The following is a 16,078-nucleotide window of genomic DNA, read 5'->3' on the forward strand; positions in this document are numbered from 1 at the left end:
ACCCGCCATGGACGATACCGCCGCGCTGGCCAGCATCGCCAGGTTCTTCCGGCGGCTGCAGTGGCTGCTGGTCTTCCTGCTCACCGGCTGGCTGGTGCTGCTGCTGGCACCGGTGCTCACGCCCTTCGTGCTGGCCGCGCTGCTGGCCTGGCTCGGCGATCCCTGGGTCGATCGGCTCGAGGCGCGGGGGCGCACGCGCATCCAGGCCGTGGTGCTGGTGTTCTCGGCGATGTCGCTGCTGATCGTGCTCGCGCTGGCGATCCTGATCCCGATGATCCAGCACCAGCTGGTCGTGCTGGTGGACTCCCTGCCGGGTTACCGCGACTGGTTACTGCAGACCGCCATCCCCTGGCTGGAACTGCGCACCGGCTTCGAGATCCAGCGCTGGCTCGACCCCGACCGCCTCATCGAACTGGTGCAGGAGCACTGGGAGCGTGCGGGCGGCATCGCCGCCAGCGTGCTGGGCTACGTCACCCGCTCGGGCTTCGCCATGATCGCCTGGCTGGTCAACCTGGTGCTGTTGCCGGTGGTGACGTTCTTCTTCCTGCGCGACTGGGACAAGCTGGTGCAACGCATGGCTTCGCTGGTCCCGCGCCGCCACATCGCCACCGTGACCGAACTTGCCAAGGGCTCGGACGCCATGCTCAGCGGCTTCATCCGCGGGCAGCTGCTGGTGATGCTCTGCCTGGGCGTGCTGTATGGGGTGGGGCTGTGGTTGGTCGGCTTGGACGTCGGCATCCTGATCGGCATCATCGGCGGCCTGCTGAGTTTCGTGCCCTACCTCGGCCCCGCCGCAGTGGTGGTGATGGGCGGGATCGCCGCGCTGGTGCAGTACGGCGACTGGCAGCACCTGCTCGGCGTCGGCGTGGTGTTCACCGTCGCGCAGTTGATCGAGAGCTACTGGTTGACGCCCAAGCTGGTCGGCGACCGGATCGGCCTGCACCCGGTGGCGGTGATCTTCGCCGTGCTCGCCGGCGGCCAGCTGTTCGGATTCCTCGGCATGCTGCTGGCCCTGCCGGTGGCGGCGGTCGCCAACGTATTGCTGCGATTCGCCCACCAGCGCTACCTGCGCAGCCGCCTGTACGCCGGCGACTCGCCGGAAATCGCCCTGGAGCCCTACCTGGACGCCGTCCCGGGCACCAGCGGCGACTCCCGGGAGTCGACCGGCAGGCAGACGGGCCCAGCCGGGCCGCCCGTCCCGCCAGGATGAGCGTTCCGGCACCGCCCGGCCCCGGTGGCCGGCAGCAGTTGCCGCTGGCGCTGCGCTATCCGCCCGACCAGTGCTTCGAAGCCTTCGTCGCCGCGTCCGACGCGACCATTGCCCCGCTGCGCGCCCTGGCCAACGGCGAGGGAGGCGAATCCGTCTACCTCGTCGGCGCTTCCGGCAGCGGCAAGACCCACCTCGCGCTGGCGGCCTGCGCGGCCGCCGAGCGCCAGGGACGCACAGCCGCCTACATCGCGCCCGCCGCGGCGGCCGGGAGGCTGCGCGAGGCATTGGGCGGCCTGCACGAAAGCGACTTCGTCGCCGTGGATGGACTCGACGCGATCGCCGGGCATCGCGAGGACGAAGTCGCCCTGTTCGATTTCCACAACCGCACCCGGGATCGCGGACATGCCGTCGTCTATACCGCGGCCTGCTCGCCCGATGCACTTCCGCTGGCGTTGCCCGACCTGCGCTCCCGCCTGTCGCAGTGCACGCGCGTCGTGCTCGCCACGCTGGACGACGCCGGACGCCGGGAAGTGCTGCTGCGCCGCGCCCGGCGCCGCGGGTTGCAGGTGGACGCCGCCGCGGTCGACTGGCTGCTGCGCCGGACGCAGCGCGACCTCGCCAGCCTGACCGCGCTGCTGGACACCCTCGACCGCGCCTCCCTCGCCGCCCAGCGGCGGATCACCGTGCCCTTCCTGCGCGAGGTGCTGGACGGCTGAGCGTCGGCGGGCGTGCAAACCCTGGCAGTCGTCTTGCTGTGCACATCGCGGCCCGATCGGGCCGCGGCGGCTGGCGTGGCCGATGGGCAATCACCCCGGTCCAAGCAATCCGGATCCGACGGCGCGGCGACCTGCGATGACGATGGATATGCGGCACGGCCCGCCCGCCTGCAGGTCCGCTGGCGCGGTGACAGGAACCGGATTGCTCAGTCGTCCGCGATCGCGAACCGCACCAGGCAGGCATGGTCGCGAAGCCCCTCCGGCGGAATGCGGACGGCGGGCGAGGTCCCGTAGGGTTCGCCGGTGTCCTCGTCCACCGGGTCCTTGAATGGCCCGGCATGGTGGCTGGTGTCGCACTGGTCGAACTTGTTGCAGACCTCCAGCGTGGTGCAGACGACGGCCCCGCCGCGTTCGTAGATGGCGTAGGTCGCACCCGAATACGGGGGCCTGGGGAACTGCTCGGTGCGCACCGAGACCGGCGCATGTGCATCGCACCCGGTGGCGACGCCGAGCGGGAGGGACGCGGCGAGCGCTGCAGCCAACAGCAATTTGGCGTCGTTCGCGCCGATCATGCAGAAAACCGTCGGGTCGGAAAGGAGGACTCCCGAAAGCCTACGCCCAACGGCGGCAGGGGGCGACTCCTGCTTCGAGGCCGGTTCCCGTCAGGCACCCTGCACGCCCCGGAGCCGTGCCGCGTCGAGTGGCTGCGACTGGAAGCGAAAACGCTGGAGACGCGCACTTGGGCATCGCGCAGAACTGGGTCCGGCCTGAACCCGATTAGCCGGCCCTGGCACGCCGAGCACGGCGTAGCAGGGCTGCAACCAGCGCCCAGGCAAGGGTGCCCACCGCAAGGGCGGCAACCAGAAGAGTCCACCCAACCCACGCGGAGCCCCGCCCATTGCCGAAATTAAGCGCCAGGTTCCCTGCAAGGCCGGCCGACAACGGGAGCCAGGTCGCAGTGAGCAGAAGTGAAACCCCTGACACGGCTCGCAACATGGTGCCGCGCGCGCTGAGGGAAAACGCCGCGCCAGCGATCGCACAAAGGGCAACGGCAGCCAGCGCGTTTCCCAGCGGCAGCCCACCAGGGAGCATGGCCTCAAGGTACGGCGCGCCGGACACAAGCGAATACCCGGAGAAAGTGGCGAGCGCCAGGAGTGCAGGCACCACGGACTTGGACATGACGGCAGACCGGATCAACCTGGTGGTGTCGCCTCACGCCTGAAGGATGCCGACGGGCAAGCTGCCAGGGGCGCTACTGCGGGTGGGAAAGCGGTGCCGGGGAAAGGCAAGGCCTGGAGTTTGGCATGGGACATGACGACTTGGTCGATCCGTTCCGATGCGGTTTCGGCTTGCATGAACTGCGGGCGGCGTGCGGGTGACGCCCTCAGACCTGCCACAGTCCCTGCTGCGTACCGTCCTGCATGAAGATTGCGAACGTCCCCAGGTCCGGGAGTTCCATAGGCGGGTGAGCGACCTGCGCGCCAGTAGCCACCGCACTCGCCAGCGCGCCGTTGATGTCGTCGACCAACCAATATGGGCGGACCACAGGCTGCTCGGATTCGTGCATGGGAGCGCGGACACCAACCATGCCGCCGTCGGGCGATGGCGCCGTACGCGCATTGCCCAAGGCGGGAACCGGCTCGCCAAACTGCGCGCCGAGGGACGCGGACAGGGTGGAACAGGTGGCGTCGGGGTCGATCGACACGATTTCGAGGTAGTGGACGCGCATCTCTGACCTCCCAAGGCTTGCGATGGTGCGTGCATGCCGCCTGGCGCCTGGGTCAAGCCAATCGCAGCGGGGCGGCGATGGATCGCAATATAGCCGAAGGCGGCGCTTGGGCGCGGATCAGGTTGACGACTCACGGCAGGCCTACAGCCACGGGCGTATAGATGGTCGACCAATAGCTTGAGAGGAGTGCGACGTTGAACGCGAAGAACACCGAAGCCAACGCTCAGGAATCCCAGCCAGTGTCGAAGGAATTCCAGGAGTTCGAGCGCGACCATGGAGGAGACGCCGTGAACGCGCACGACGATCGGATGAAATCCATCCTGGCGGAGAACGCCGAAAAGCTCGACGGCAAGTTGTCAGAACGAACTGCCGAAACGGATGCGAGCACGCGCAAGGGCGATCCCTCTTGACGTTCCCCATAGTTGCAATAGGCGCCTGACGGGCCGCAGCCAGGCGGCGTGCAAGTCGCGTCGGCTGCCTATTCCCCAGGCGGTGCCGGACTTGCTTTCGCCCCGGCAGGCCGGACTTGGATCGGCGTGATCGACCTCGCCGTCAGCCGCCATTCCGGATCCTCCTGGGTCCGGGAATAGACGCTCAAGATCCTCATTCGCTCGGGAATGGGCCGCTCGCGCACCGTGGCCTCGATATGCAACAGGGAGATGACTATCGCGGTTTCCCCGCGAACGAACACCTTCTCCGGCTCCACCCGAAGGCTTGCGACCTGGAGAGGCCTGGTCCTCAGGATATCCTCGGGAGGCAGGTCGCTACCGACGACGTCCGCCTTTGATTCCACGGCGCCGTTCATGACCACGAAGTGGAAGTCAGGCGCCATGAGCGCGTCGAGCGCTGCCAAGTCGGCCCGCAACCACTGCTGGTGGGACTCACGCTCGGTTGCGATCAGTCGTTCTCGAGATTCGCCCGTCGCTTCCTGGGAGCTCGCGGACAAGGGCAAAACCGAAAGCAGAATCACCGTTCCGAATGCCAAAAGGCAGCTTTTCATGACGCCTCCTGTGTCGAGAGTGGTTGCATGTCCCCGGCGGCTCCCAGGCCCTGGGATAAGCCATCCGCATCTGGGTCCGGCCAGCACGAATCGGGAGGGGGAATCCTTAAGGCTGGCACGCGATGCCTACCTCCGCCACGACGCCCTGCGATAGCTCGAACACATACCAGCAATCGGGACCGCTCTGCCAGTATGTGGCGACATGCGGGCGAAACGGGTGGACGCGAGGGGCCCCGTACAGCGCCTGCATTCGTCTGGTGGAGTTACTTGGGCAGAGGCCATGGGCGGTGCACCAACCCGTGGCGGTAGCCCGGACGTGTACGACCCGGGACTGAAAGTAGCCGACCTCGAGCCCCTCGTAGTGATGCACCAGCTCGACGAAGTCCTCGGGCTGCGACTCGGACGTCGGTTTTCCGCGTAGGGCGATCACCGACTGAAGCGATGCACCTTGTTTCACTCCGGCCACTGAGACAAGACGCGAACCATCGACCGTGCCGGCGCAAGCAACAAGTGGGAGGAGTAACACCACAAGAGGAATTAGCCTCACCATGCCGCCCACGGTGTGAGAGAAGTCGAGCCGAGAAGCGGTGTCGGCGTGGACAAACTGTCAGGGTGAGGCTCTGATTTCATGGTTGGGCTGAGACTCCACACTGCGGTGCCGGCCGGCAAGCCGTGGTGACATAGGTTTCCTGCAGGATCTTCCACGTCAACCCATCTTTGCGCCAGTAGATCAGGTACCGACCGCTCAAGTGGGGGGGCGTCCCGTTTTGCGAAATCCGCCAAACCCACTCCCCTGACTCAGCCGCCTGCTCATGCCCACCGTTGGACGCCCCCACCTCGATTCGCTCGGGATTTCGCTCGCCCGATAGGAATGAGGAACCTGAGAACATCCGAGGATTCAACTCAACATTCTGGTCGTAGCCAACGGTCATTCCGCCGTTGCCGCCAACGATCGCTCGCAGATCGGCTCTCCAGAGCCGGGCAAAAGTAGTGACATCCCGGTCCTGCAACGCTTGGTTCAAGGAAGCGCGTGCGGCGAGTATTGACTCTGCCTCGCTAGCTGAACCGACAATTGCCGGCGTGTCAGGTGGGGGGTTGGAGGCGGGCGCACGTCTGGACGCACACCTGCCTGGTGCGAGCTGAACGACGAGCACTAGCACAATGACCCAACCAACTTGCAGCTTAGGCATGACGTTCTTGAACTCCAAAGATCGATGTAATCGGCCGCGGCCTAACGCCTGAGGGAAGCTGCACCAGAAAGCGGCGTCGGCTTGGACGAATTCCTAGGCGATGCCCAATGAGGAGGCTACTGGCCTTTGAATGAGCAGATAGTTCAAGCAGACACTCTTCCTGATCTCCGGCACACGGCGAATCCCCTTGGGACCCTTTCTCAGGTCGTCGTTAACGTCAAAATATAGATAATCCAGCCCCTCGACCCGCTCCTGCACTCGGCGTCCGACATCATCGTTGAGGATTTCGACGATAATTGAAGGCCGGAAGCGCTCAAGGTAGGGTCCCATTCCTCCCAATACCTCTGGCTCCGCTCCCTCGACGTCGACTTTAATCAAGTCGACCCGTTCCAGGCCTTCTCGTTCGATGATGTCGGCCAGTGTGGCGACGCGAACCCGTTGAGCCACCCGTGATCCCGGGTTGCATGGCGATGGGATTAGGGAGCCTTCGTTGGACGACTCCAGTGTCGCGTAGAAACTTGCTTCCCCCGAAAAGTCGGACAAAGCAACTTCGTGTACCTCGATGTCGTACCCGTTCAGGGAGATATTGCCTCTTAGCTCAGCAGAAGGTAAGGCGAAGGGCTCGAAGGCGAGCACGCGTGATGCAGGGCGCAGGCACTTAGACACCAGCGCATAAAGCCCTTCGGCTGCGCCTATGTCCAAGATGACATGGGCTTCTTTACAAAGTTCCATCCATATGGATATCGACTCAGTCTCCCAGCCTTCTGCAAGCCCCTTCCAGAAGAGTTCGGTTTCGATCCCGTAACGGTTGTGCTGCACCATTTGAAAAGAACGACCCTTGTCGACGTTCACTGTGAAAGTGCCGTCGAAGTACATTCTTCGATAGGACCGCGGAACACCGACGCAACGGATCGCCGTGAACAACTGCCGCTTCATCGGCAAGGCGCGGTAAGCCGCCTTTATGATCTCGTGCACAAGGCCTCCGGATCACTTTGATGGCCCATCACCATTCGTAGCGCGACTTCCCCGCATGCCTCGCCGAACGCCTGACTCAAGCCGCCCTGATGCGGGTTCGGCTTGAACGACTTGTTAGAAGGCGTGCCCGGTAATGGGTCACACCGCTTACGTATCAGTAGCTGGCCATTCGGCCGCAAAGAAAGCAACGTGTCACCACTGCCGGGGATCTCGAACTCGTGAGTGGCCAGCCGCGTGTCGCCATCAACAGTGAGTTGAACTATCAACGCCAGTTCATCGCCGTCCGCTGCCGCAGAAAGAATCTTGCCAGCACTTTGGTAGTAGCCAATCTCGGATTTGCCGATATGGATGTCAGACTCTCCAGCGTCCTCATCCGACAAGCTCTCAGTGCACCAGTAGCCTATGAATCGACTCGGAACTTCTCGACTGGGTTCCGCGGCCGTCACAGTAAACGCGAGAACAGCGAGGAGTGCTGTTGTCCAAAAGTGCATGAGGCTTCCTTGGCCACCTAACACCTGAATTAAGCCGACCCGCAGCGGGGCGGCGACTGGGCGAATATAGCCGAAGGCAAGCGCCTAGGCGCCGCCCCGATGTGGGTTCGGCTTGAACGAATTGTTAGGCACCGTATCCGGCAAGCTAGTCATACCAGAAGCCCTCGGTGCCAAGCCATTTGCAAAAGACCTGAGTCGACTCTCTTGCCTCTAGAGAGGCAGGACCGAATTCCTTGCGGTCAGAATGAGCTTGGTGCAGGAGTACATGGCCCCGGATGATCTTGAGCTGGTTCATGACCCCAAACTGGAACTCACCACCCAGCCGTCCGCGCTGAACCATGTCTTGGAGTTTCTTGGACGCAGCCAGCGCCGCACCTCTGCCCAAATCCGACTCATGGATCTGCATATCAGGTTCGATCTTGCTCTTGCTTCCCGCGCACAGGCCCGGGCTTGATGAGCTACTGGCTGAAACCGCAAGTACCAAAGCAATGTGCAAGATCATTTAGGTGCCTAACGCCTGAGTTAAGCCGACCCGCAGCGGGGCGGCGACTGAGCGCAATATAGCCGAAGGCGGGCGCTTAGGCGCCACACCGATGTGGGTTCGGCTTGAACGAATTGTTAGAGCCCATAGTCGTATGACTCTAATGTGTGGCGCAGCGAGTAGCCGGATGGGTCTAGTAAGTCATCCATCACCCAATGACCTGTTGAAGTCTGCACCATGACAATGGTTGAGCATTGATTAGCAGCAGGCTCTGCACCCAGAAAAAAGTGATAGCACATTTGTATGTTGGAGATGCTGGAAGATCGCGATATTTCATTGAAGGTGATGGGCTCTTGAATGTCTCCATCTTGCGCGCCTGTCCAGGGGTAAGTGCCAATGGCGCACTGCATACCATCGGTGCAGCGCGCCTCTGCCGAAAGGAGTTTGTGAAGGCGCTCCGAAAGCAAGGGTCGCGCTTTTTCCGGATAGATGTAGAAATCTGGGAGGTTCTGATACAAAAGTTGCGCCGTGCCAACCGGAGATGCAGTTGCTGCAATAGTGGCCAGTAGCATGAGGATTGGCATGGGCTCTAACACCTGAGTTAAGCCGAACCGCGAAGCGGTTTCGGCTGCAATGAATTGTTAGGCCTAATCTACGAGCCAAGCCCACTGGATGGAAGTGATCCGGCCTGCCTCGTGACGGATAGTGATCGTATCGATCCCCTCGATCCCCAAGCCGTAAGTGACAGACCCCGGGGCCTGCTCCTGAGGCGGGCCGTGTGATTGCATGACGTGCTCAATGGGGTGGCCGATTTCTAGGAGGGGAGGAAGGCCGGATCCTTCAGCAAGGATATTGACGGCTACCGCCAGCCCATTTGGATCGGAGGTAGTCTCTCCGATGTAGAGCGTGGAACTCCCCGACGCACATTGGCGAGTTTCCAGCCTGTCGATCTGGCCCTCAACATGTGGATTTGGTACCGACTCCACCTTTACAGGCGCCCTAGAGCAAATCGTCCTTGCTAGACGATCACCGAGTTCGTCCAGCGACTCGAGTCGCGTATCACTCGCCGTGCTGCAGGCCGCGATGGCGACACATAGAACTATGAGAGCAACGCGGCTGTCCATTAGGCCTAACGCCTGAGTTAAGCCGACCCGCAGCGGGGCGGCGACTGAGCGCAATATAGCCGAAGGCGGGCGCTTAGGCGCCGCCCCGATGCGGGTTCGGCTTGAACGAATTGTTAGGCGGCAGCTTCTTGCACCGAAGCCACAGAGCGACCGCATTACCGGCAATCACCACGAATACGATGACGCTGCCGTAAACAGCGGCAATGTGAATTGCACCGTCCAGGTAGCGAGTGGTATCCCGAATCACCAAGCGCAGAACGGCGGTGAGCAATAGCAAGTGAAGAGCGAGAAGTACGGCAAACGCATTAGCCCTAATGAACAAGGCATGCGGCAGGAACAGAACGATGCAGGCAGCAGCGACCGGAAGAATAGAAACAGCTCGTTCCCGAAAACCGGGAATTTGAGTCTCCTCTGAGTAGAACGGCATCCATCCCGTAAGTGTGAGCAGGACGATGAGCCACATTAATGCGGCCAAGGTCCAAGCGAAGAGTCTTAGGGTCACGATAAGGTGATTCATGCTCTGCCGCCTAACGCCTGAGTTAAGCCGACCCACAGCAGGGCGGCGACCGGGTGCAAATATAGCCGAAGGCGTGCACCTGGGCGCCGCCCTGATGGGGGTTCGGCTTGAACGAATTGTTAGACCTTAGCGGATCCACGATGTGACTGACCAACGACACACTTTCCTCTGAGAACCATATGGCCGCCTGTGACGTCAGTTTTGAACTGGCGAATTGAATCGCCGCGAAGCATGAGCTCCTTGAGCCGCAACCACTCATAGTTCATATAGCCAAATGGGACCTGGGGTGCTGTAGGGGTGCCGGCCATCTTCTTGAGTGACGCCGACTCAACTTGTGAAACAGAGAGCGTCGGTCCGACAAAGACGACATCAGGCGGGACTGGAACGCAGTCAGCGACGGGCAGCGAGGATTGCGAAGGAGCTAGGCTCACATAAGCCAATCCCACGGCGGCAGCGGCGTACGCAAGGATGAGCACAACACTCCGAGAGGCTTTTAAACCAGTTGCCATGACCTCACTCTAAGGTCTAACGCCTGAATTAAGCCGACCCGCGAAGCGGGTTCGGCTTGAATGAATTGTTAGGGCTTACGAGGCGGTGGCGGTGGGATATAGCCCTTACCAGGTCCGCGTATGCCCCCACCCGGCTTATCACTGGGTGGCCGGGTCGGCGGTGGGCTCGGTGGTCTCGCCGGCGGCTTGCTCGGCGGTGGGTTGCTTGGTCTCTTGTCTGGCATGTGATGCATCCCTTGCGGAGAGATTTGAATAGATAAACGCGGCCATAAAACAGACGCCGACAACGAACAAAAATGCGCCAGAAGCGTTTAGATTGCGAGTGACAGAAGAAAAGATACCACCGGGCGTTTGGCTGTAGATACTGCCGTCATCGCATTGCTTGATGGCACGACGGAGCGCGATGTGACTTGCGAAAAAAGACGTGAGAATAGCGAGCGAGCTAAGTGCCCAAGACAGCCAAGCAACAAGAACCCAGAGTGGGTGATGGATGAGGCCGGGGCCAATAATGTCCTTGACGAAGATGAAAGAGATGCCAAGCGCGCCGCCAGACAGTGATAGCACAGCCTTATCAAAGTCATCTTGTGCCTTTTGCTCAGCACTTATAAGCCATTGCCGGTACTCGTTCGGCGGCTTCTTGGTCGGCTCACATGTTTCATCAGCCATAAACTTTCCCCGTAAGCCCTAACGCCTGAGTTAAGCCGACCCGCAGCAGGGCGGCGACCGGGTGCAAATATAGCCGAAGGCACGCACCTGGGCGCCGCCCTGATGGGGGTTCGGCTTGAACGAATTGTTAGGCCGCAGCTCAGTTGCCATAACTGACCGAGACCCCTGCCACCGAATCTTCTTGCTTGAAGATGTCCGCCGATCCCAATCCTGCCAAGTGCAAGGCGGATTCCGAGCGCCATTGGAGTTGCAGGGGAGCAGAGCCGTCAATGATTAGGGCGTTGCCAGCGGAATCAGGTAGTGATCCGGAAACGGAAATGATTGAGACCTGAGTGTTGAAACCAGTAGTGGCGCCGCAGTTGCGGTGGAAGACAATGGCCTTGAGCGTGCCGGATGGCGAGGTAGCAGTTTGAGAAATCTCATTCACGCAGGGGTTGGAGCTGCAGCCTGCCAGAGCAGTCAAGATGACAAGAACTGCGGGCAGTAGGAGAGAAGTTCTCACGCGGCCTAACGCCTGAGTTAAGCCGACCCACAGCAGGGCGGCGACCGGGTGCAAATATAGCCGAAGGCGCGCACCTGGGCGCCGCCCTGATGGGGGTTCGGCTTAAACGAATTGTTAGGCGGCAACGGTCCGTNCTGAGTTAAGCCGACCCGCAGCGGTGCGGCGACTTAGCGCAATATAGCCGAAGGCGGGCGCTTAGGCGCCGCACCGATGCGGGTTCGGCTTGAACGAATTGTTAGGCGCGCTACTGTGCAATTGCCCAGCTTTGGCAGCGTGTGATGTTCTGGAGCAAATGTCGCTTGCGATTCGTTCCTTTGTCGGCGATGACAAATGTTCCTTCAAGCAACACGTACTTCTCATTGACTTGCTCCACTTTGTCTGCGCACGCATTGGCTTCAATGTCAATTCAATTTGGTAGAAGTCCGTGAACCCGATCTTCGCGGTGGAGCCATAAGGCATAAGTCTCAAACTCGATCTGCAAGTAACCCAAAAGTGTTACGGATTTACCATCAAACTCCTCCGGATTGGAGAGTAGTTGAACGATAGAGACGCGATCATCCTGTCTGCTTATTACCTCAGCAGGTGCAGGCTTCTCCGCGCATGCTGCGGCCAAAAAAACTGCAAAGAAAAGTAGATGCCTCATGAGCGCCTAACGCCTGAGTTAAGCCGACCCGCAGCAGGGCGGCGACTGAGTGCAATATAGCCGAAGGCGGGCACTTAGGCGCCGCCCTGATGTGGGTTCGGCTTGAACGAACTGTTAGCGCCCAATCTTTGAAACTGTGCCGCAAGGAAATGCATCCATTAGCGAATACATGACCAGCATAGATGCTTTTTGATGGAGATCTTGGGGGTGTTCTTTGAGGTACTTGACCGCAATTCTTACAGCTTGGGATGTTGTAATGCCTTGGTCAGGCCCACAGACGCTCGGCTTGGACATTTTTCCCGATGCCTCGTAAAGGGTGCTTGTCTGAGATACGCCACTTACAAACGACATGCATCGTGTGGCATCAACAGCTTCACGTGATGTGGCGTTCCCAGTTTTGTTTCCGTCCATGGCTTCGAGGATGACACTGCACTGGGATAGCAACTCGTTACCATCCGATGCCGCAGCAATTTGGCTACTCACGGGTAGTGTGAGAAACAGCAAAAAAATTAGGCGCATAAGTCTCCAATTGGGCGCTAACGCCTGAGTTAAGCCGACCCACAGCAGGGCGGCGACCGGGTGCAAATATAGCCGAAGGCGCGCACCTGGGCGCCGCCCTGATGGGGGTTCGGCTTAAACGAATTGTTAGGCGGCAACGGTCCGTGGGGAGATTGGCTTGCCGCCACACCCGCCACGAGGAAAAAGACCACGAACCCTATTGAAAGTTGAGCGATCAAGAGTCGACGAAGCCCAATGAGCCGTTGGCGTAGCTCGCCATCGGGAACATCGGCGCAGGCGCTCCCGGAAAAGAGCGCGCTAAGAAAGCTAAAATCAGAGTAGATCTGGTACACATTGTTGTATTGCATGTTGCAAATCTTGAGTCTGCGGGCCTTTGCATAAGCCACAACGTTTTGCAGCTGTCTCACGTAGAGAAAAACCACAGCAATCGCTACGACAATCAAAGTAAAAGCCAACGTTTCCAGCACTTGGGGTTCTCCGGAGCCGCATTGCCGCCTAACGCCTGAGTTAAGCCGACCCGCAGCGGGGCGGCGACTGAGCGAAATATAGCCGAAGGCAGGCGCTTAGGCGCCGCACCGATGTGGGTTCGGCTTGAACGAGTTGTTAGCGCACAGCGGCATGCATTAAAGGCCTAAATCAAGTGGATCATGTCGCGAGACAGCCAGAAGCCCCGGGTGAAGAATGTGACAAATCGAGCGTGGTGCACAGTGCCGTGAAACTCGCCCGGAACCATGTAAGTAGTCTCAACTACGAATGGACCCACCACACTGGCAGAGACGTCGGACCGCTTGATTGGGATCCGATGATCATTCAAATCCGTCCCTACAACTCCGCGTTGCTGAATGTCTGTGTAAGTGAGCTCAGCACAGGCGGTCAAGGACAACCATGCCGACAGGTAGCCGCAGGTGACAACTGCCAAGGCAAACAGGAGTACAGAAGCTTTTCGGCGGGTCACAGTGTTTGCTTTCTGAGCGCTAACGCCTGAATTAAGCCGACCCGCGAAGCGGGTTCGGCTTGAATGAATTGTTAGGCGGCATACCGGCGATATACAAGCACGGCTGCCGCTACCGTTACGGCCACGCTGGCCAGACCCCAAGCTGGATGAACTGGGATAGTGGGCCAAAGGCTCATGGCAAAAATAGCAACGCCGAGCGCTAGAAAGAACCAACCACAAGCACGGTGAGCGCGATACCAAGCGGCCGGATTAGCAAGTGTGCGATCAGTGCGAAGGCCAAACCAACGATTGGGAGGCAGGCCCCCCAGAAGCAATACAAGGCCAATGGCGCAAAGGAGCAATGAGGCTAAGAAGTGAATCGTCATGCTGTGATGACTCCCTATGACGCCTAACGCCTGAGTTAAGCCGACCCGCAGCAGGGCGGCGACCGAGTGCAAATATAGCCGAAGGCGTGCACTTGGGCGCCGCCCTGATGTGGGTTCGGCTTGAACGAATTGTTAGGTGCCACCTTTGCGCAGCGTCCGTAGTTCTTTGACAGCGGAATCGAAGTTGTCAATGACATTGCTAATGATTGCGTCCGCCCGAGAGCGAATTTGAGCCTGATTTGGCGCAGCAGCATTGCGCGCAAGCCAGCTAACGATCTTGCTATGCCTGGTAGCTAGCGTGGCGGGATCATTGGCTTTTCTTGCCAAGAAAGACTCCCAAGGCTCTTCCCGTCTCTCGTCACCGTTGCAACGAGCACATGACAAGACATGGTTGTACACGGAATTGCTGCCACCTAAAGCGGATGAAACAACATGGTCAATGTGGCCAGTGCGCGAGTCCCGAGAAATAGCAACCCCGCAATAGGCGCAAGACGAGTCAAAGTAAGCCCACAGCTCAGTGATTTCCGAGGGTTTTGGGTGAGGATCGACAATCGCCAGTAATGATCGCCTGATCTTGTTCTTTGCCATTGATGGTGTGTCTTTGGCCGCCATAAAATTTCCTGTGGCACCTAACGCCTGAGTTAAGCCGACCCGCAGCGGGGCGGCGACTGAGCGCAATATAGCCGAAGGCGGGCGCTCAGGCGCCGCACCGATGTGGGTTCGGCTTGAACGAATTGTTAGGCCTCATGGCCCGTCGTTGGCACGGCTCTTTGCATTGAGTAAAACCAGTAGGAGCAGGACGAATGAGCCGACAAGCAACAAAAGACCCAGCAACATGGCGCCAGTTGCTGTGAAGCCTGGCCACTGAGCCAGAACACTGCAGTCATACCCACAGCGAAGCCAGACGCTGAATCCAATCACAGTCAAAGCTCCGCCTAGAGCTAGCAGAGCAACAAGTAGAAGCATCTTCATGAGGCCTAACGCCTGAGTTAAGCCGACCCACAGCAGGGCGGCGACCGGGTGCAAATATAGCCGAAGGCGCGCACCTGGGCGCCGCCCTGATGGGGGTTCGGCTTGAACGAATTGTTAGCCGCCACGAGGCCTTTTGCTGAGGTACTTCATGTCATCAATGCGGTCATCAGGGCGAGCATCAATCATATCTTGGTACGGTTCTTTCCCACGCAGATAGAGCAGCTTGACCTCTCGCTTGCGCTGGGCACCGTCACCGCAAACAGTTGTCTGATAGGAAATCCGCGTGAGAAGAACATCGCCTGGCTGGTACTTGCCTTTCCAGCTGACAAGTACGCGCCATTGAATCGTTTGCTTAAACGCCCCGCTAAAGCTAGAAGATAGGGCGTTGCTAGGTGTGGTATGGACAGCAATGGGGTAGGCGAGGACAACCGTGGAATGCGTCCTGTACTTCTCTTGTGGAGTGTACGAGGGCCATGAGCACGCCAGACTTGGGGCGCAGCATATGAAGAGTACGAAAAACGTGACTATGCGCGGAAATTGCATGGCGGCTAACGCCTGAATTAAGCCGACCCGTGTAGTGGAAGCGGGCATGGCAGGATTTTATTGCCATGCCCGCTGTAACGAAGCGGGTTCGGCTTGAATGAATTGTTAGGCACCGGCCAGTGCATAAGCAGCCAGGAAAAAGGCCAGTGCAGCTGTTGTGACGGAAACAAGTGCGATTGTGCGAGCGGTACGCAGGTCTCGGCGCAGCTCAACGAACGTGGATTGCAACGACTCAACCGACTTTTGAGTGTTGGCAGCGAATGTCTCCAGAGCTTCGGCATTTTTGGTAATTGCGTCCGCGTTGTTTAGCGCCGCCTCTTGTAATTCCGCGACAGATGCTGCCAAGTCAGGGAGCTTCTCCGCGGGTTTCTTTGAGAAGAATGGAGTGGCGAGCCTGATCACGTCAGGGATTAGAGGAACGGCTGAGGCCAACCAAGTTGCCATGTTATTTCCTCCGGTGCCTAACGCCTGAGTTAAGCCGACCCGCAGCGGGGCGGCGACTGAGCGCAATATAGCCGAAGGCGGGCGCTTAGGCGCCGCACCGATGTGGGTTCGGCTTGAACGAATTGTTAGGCCTCAGTGCGGCGACGCGCAACGACCTGCTCTTTGTGCTGTGAGAGAAGCTCTAGAACAAGCTCTCTGGTCATGCGCTCTGGTGCATCCACTGCATCTAAGGCGAACGAGAAAGACTGCCAATATTTTTGCCGAAGCTAGCTCGGCACAGGAGATGGCTCTACGGCCCAGGATTCACAGAGCCAACGCGCAACTGCCCGCTTGTCCGGTGGCAACAGATCACCGTGAAGGGTCAGTAGTTCCAATGAGCGCGCGTCCATTCTCTGCTGAGGCCTAACGCCTGAATTAAGCCGACCCGCAGCGGGGCGGCGACTGGGCGAATATAGCCGAAGGCGAGCGCCTAGGCGCCGCCCCGATGTGGGTTCGGCTTGAATGAATTGTTAGGCACCACTTGCAGG

General features: G+C 59.7%; 20 protein-coding genes. 4 read left to right on the forward strand and 16 right to left on the reverse strand.

Features of this window, described 5'->3' with window-relative positions; genetic code table 11:
* The first annotated feature begins 7 nt into the window (after positions 1-7).
* Together ABD970_RS05680 and hda are read left to right on the forward strand one after the other, a co-directional pair.
* Positions 8-1,210 (forward strand): AI-2E family transporter, encoded by a 1,203-nt coding sequence (locus ABD970_RS05680; protein WP_345294500.1) that lies wholly within the window; start codon positions 8-10, stop codon positions 1,208-1,210.
* Positions 1,207-1,926 (forward strand): DnaA regulatory inactivator Hda, encoded by a 720-nt coding sequence (hda, locus tag ABD970_RS05685; protein ID WP_345294501.1) that lies wholly within the window; start codon positions 1,207-1,209, stop codon positions 1,924-1,926. Before ABD970_RS05680 ends, hda begins: the two co-directional genes overlap by 4 nt.
* A gap of 206 nt (positions 1,927-2,132) precedes the next feature.
* Here hda and ABD970_RS05690 read toward each other — a convergent pair whose 3' ends face one another.
* On the reverse strand, positions 2,133-2,498 hold the full coding sequence (locus tag ABD970_RS05690; RefSeq protein ID WP_345294502.1) for a hypothetical protein: 366 nt from the start codon (positions 2,496-2,498) through the stop codon (positions 2,133-2,135).
* 812 nt (positions 2,499-3,310) lie between these two features.
* Positions 3,311-3,655, reverse strand: coding sequence for a VOC family protein (locus tag ABD970_RS05695; protein WP_345294503.1), 345 nt, complete (start codon positions 3,653-3,655; stop codon positions 3,311-3,313).
* Between the two features lie 194 nt (positions 3,656-3,849).
* Here ABD970_RS05695 and ABD970_RS05700 point away from each other — a divergent pair, with 194 nt between their 5' ends.
* Positions 3,850-4,065: a hypothetical protein gene (locus ABD970_RS05700; protein ID WP_345294504.1), complete on the forward strand. Its 216-nt coding sequence runs from the start codon at positions 3,850-3,852 to the stop codon at positions 4,063-4,065.
* Positions 4,066-4,133: 68 nt separating this feature from the next.
* Here ABD970_RS05700 and ABD970_RS05705 read toward each other — a convergent pair whose 3' ends face one another.
* The 13 genes from ABD970_RS05705 to ABD970_RS05750 form a co-directional block, all read right to left on the reverse strand.
* Complete coding sequence (locus ABD970_RS05705) at positions 4,134-4,655, reverse strand: nuclear transport factor 2 family protein (protein ID WP_345294505.1); 522 nt, start codon at positions 4,653-4,655, stop codon at positions 4,134-4,136.
* A gap of 626 nt (positions 4,656-5,281) precedes the next feature.
* A complete protein-coding gene (locus ABD970_RS12455; protein ID WP_425563047.1) occupies positions 5,282-5,845 on the reverse strand; it encodes a nuclear transport factor 2 family protein in 564 nt (187 codons plus the stop codon).
* A gap of 93 nt (positions 5,846-5,938) precedes the next feature.
* Positions 5,939-6,820, reverse strand: a complete 882-nt coding sequence (locus tag ABD970_RS05710; RefSeq protein WP_345294506.1) for an FkbM family methyltransferase — start codon at positions 6,818-6,820, stop codon at positions 5,939-5,941.
* Positions 6,805-7,200, reverse strand: coding sequence for a hypothetical protein (locus ABD970_RS05715; RefSeq protein WP_345294507.1), 396 nt, complete (start codon positions 7,198-7,200; stop codon positions 6,805-6,807). The genes ABD970_RS05710 and ABD970_RS05715 overlap by 16 nt, the downstream gene beginning before the upstream one ends.
* A gap of 256 nt (positions 7,201-7,456) precedes the next feature.
* Entirely contained in the window at positions 7,457-7,813 is a 357-nt protein-coding gene (locus tag ABD970_RS05720) for a hypothetical protein (protein ID WP_345294508.1), read from the reverse strand.
* Positions 7,814-7,929: 116 nt separating this feature from the next.
* Positions 7,930-8,376 (reverse strand): hypothetical protein, encoded by a 447-nt coding sequence (locus ABD970_RS05725; protein WP_345294509.1) that lies wholly within the window; start codon positions 8,374-8,376, stop codon positions 7,930-7,932.
* A 613-nt stretch (positions 8,377-8,989) separates the two neighbouring features.
* Positions 8,990-9,433, reverse strand: coding sequence for a hypothetical protein (locus ABD970_RS05730; RefSeq protein ID WP_345294510.1), 444 nt, complete (start codon positions 9,431-9,433; stop codon positions 8,990-8,992).
* A gap of 647 nt (positions 9,434-10,080) precedes the next feature.
* Positions 10,081-10,608 (reverse strand): hypothetical protein, encoded by a 528-nt coding sequence (locus tag ABD970_RS05735; protein ID WP_345294511.1) that lies wholly within the window; start codon positions 10,606-10,608, stop codon positions 10,081-10,083.
* Positions 10,609-10,747: 139 nt separating this feature from the next.
* Positions 10,748-11,035 carry a hypothetical protein gene (locus ABD970_RS05740; protein WP_345294512.1) on the reverse strand — a complete coding sequence of 96 codons (288 nt, stop codon included), beginning with the start codon at positions 11,033-11,035 and terminating at the stop codon, positions 10,748-10,750.
* Positions 11,036-11,867: 832 nt separating this feature from the next.
* Entirely contained in the window at positions 11,868-12,272 is a 405-nt protein-coding gene (locus tag ABD970_RS12460) for a Rap1a/Tai family immunity protein (RefSeq protein ID WP_425563060.1), read from the reverse strand.
* A 29-nt stretch (positions 12,273-12,301) separates the two neighbouring features.
* Positions 12,302-12,739: a hypothetical protein gene (locus ABD970_RS05745; RefSeq protein ID WP_345294513.1), complete on the reverse strand. Its 438-nt coding sequence runs from the start codon at positions 12,737-12,739 to the stop codon at positions 12,302-12,304.
* A gap of 559 nt (positions 12,740-13,298) precedes the next feature.
* Complete coding sequence (locus ABD970_RS12465; RefSeq protein ID WP_425563048.1) at positions 13,299-13,592, reverse strand: SdpI family protein; 294 nt, start codon at positions 13,590-13,592, stop codon at positions 13,299-13,301.
* A 132-nt stretch (positions 13,593-13,724) separates the two neighbouring features.
* Entirely contained in the window at positions 13,725-14,204 is a 480-nt protein-coding gene (locus ABD970_RS05750) for an HNH endonuclease (RefSeq protein WP_345294514.1), read from the reverse strand.
* Between the two features lie 462 nt (positions 14,205-14,666).
* On the opposite strand from ABD970_RS05750, the gene ABD970_RS05755 reads away from it, so the two are divergent.
* Positions 14,667-14,945 (forward strand): hypothetical protein, encoded by a 279-nt coding sequence (locus tag ABD970_RS05755; RefSeq protein ID WP_345294515.1) that lies wholly within the window; start codon positions 14,667-14,669, stop codon positions 14,943-14,945.
* A gap of 267 nt (positions 14,946-15,212) precedes the next feature.
* Here ABD970_RS05755 and ABD970_RS05760 read toward each other — a convergent pair whose 3' ends face one another.
* Positions 15,213-15,509 (reverse strand): hypothetical protein, encoded by a 297-nt coding sequence (locus ABD970_RS05760; protein ID WP_345294516.1) that lies wholly within the window; start codon positions 15,507-15,509, stop codon positions 15,213-15,215.
* Positions 15,510-16,078: the final 569 nt, after the last annotated feature.

Origin of the sequence: Luteimonas vadosa (assembly GCF_039543545.1) — a bacterium.
GTDB lineage: Bacteria > Pseudomonadota > Gammaproteobacteria > Xanthomonadales > Xanthomonadaceae > Luteimonas > Luteimonas vadosa.

What these genes read in the sequence shown, in the direction of transcription:
- ABD970_RS05680 (WP_345294500.1), top strand. Translation starts at nt 8, where the DNA reads ATGGACGATACCGCCGCGCTGGCCAGCATCGCCAGGTTCTTCCGGCGG.
- hda (WP_345294501.1), top strand. Translation starts at nt 1,207, where the DNA reads ATGAGCGTTCCGGCACCGCCCGGCCCCGGTGGCCGGCAGCAGTTGCCG.
- ABD970_RS05690 (WP_345294502.1), bottom strand. Translation starts at nt 2,498, where the DNA reads ATGATCGGCGCGAACGACGCCAAATTGCTGTTGGCTGCAGCGCTCGCC.
- ABD970_RS05695 (WP_345294503.1), bottom strand. Translation starts at nt 3,655, where the DNA reads ATGCGCGTCCACTACCTCGAAATCGTGTCGATCGACCCCGACGCCACC.
- ABD970_RS05705 (WP_345294505.1), bottom strand. Translation starts at nt 4,655, where the DNA reads ATGAAAAGCTGCCTTTTGGCATTCGGAACGGTGATTCTGCTTTCGGTT.
- ABD970_RS12455 (WP_425563047.1), bottom strand. Translation starts at nt 5,845, where the DNA reads ATGCCTAAGCTGCAAGTTGGTTGGGTCATTGTGCTAGTGCTCGTCGTT.
- ABD970_RS05720 (WP_345294508.1), bottom strand. Translation starts at nt 7,813, where the DNA reads ATGATCTTGCACATTGCTTTGGTACTTGCGGTTTCAGCCAGTAGCTCA.
- ABD970_RS05725 (WP_345294509.1), bottom strand. Translation starts at nt 8,376, where the DNA reads ATGCCAATCCTCATGCTACTGGCCACTATTGCAGCAACTGCATCTCCG.
- ABD970_RS05730 (WP_345294510.1), bottom strand. Translation starts at nt 9,433, where the DNA reads ATGAATCACCTTATCGTGACCCTAAGACTCTTCGCTTGGACCTTGGCC.
- ABD970_RS05735 (WP_345294511.1), bottom strand. Translation starts at nt 10,608, where the DNA reads ATGGCTGATGAAACATGTGAGCCGACCAAGAAGCCGCCGAACGAGTAC.
- ABD970_RS12460 (WP_425563060.1), bottom strand. Translation starts at nt 12,272, where the DNA reads ATGCGCCTAATTTTTTTGCTGTTTCTCACACTACCCGTGAGTAGCCAA.
- ABD970_RS12465 (WP_425563048.1), bottom strand. Translation starts at nt 13,592, where the DNA reads ATGACGATTCACTTCTTAGCCTCATTGCTCCTTTGCGCCATTGGCCTT.
- ABD970_RS05750 (WP_345294514.1), bottom strand. Translation starts at nt 14,204, where the DNA reads ATGGCGGCCAAAGACACACCATCAATGGCAAAGAACAAGATCAGGCGA.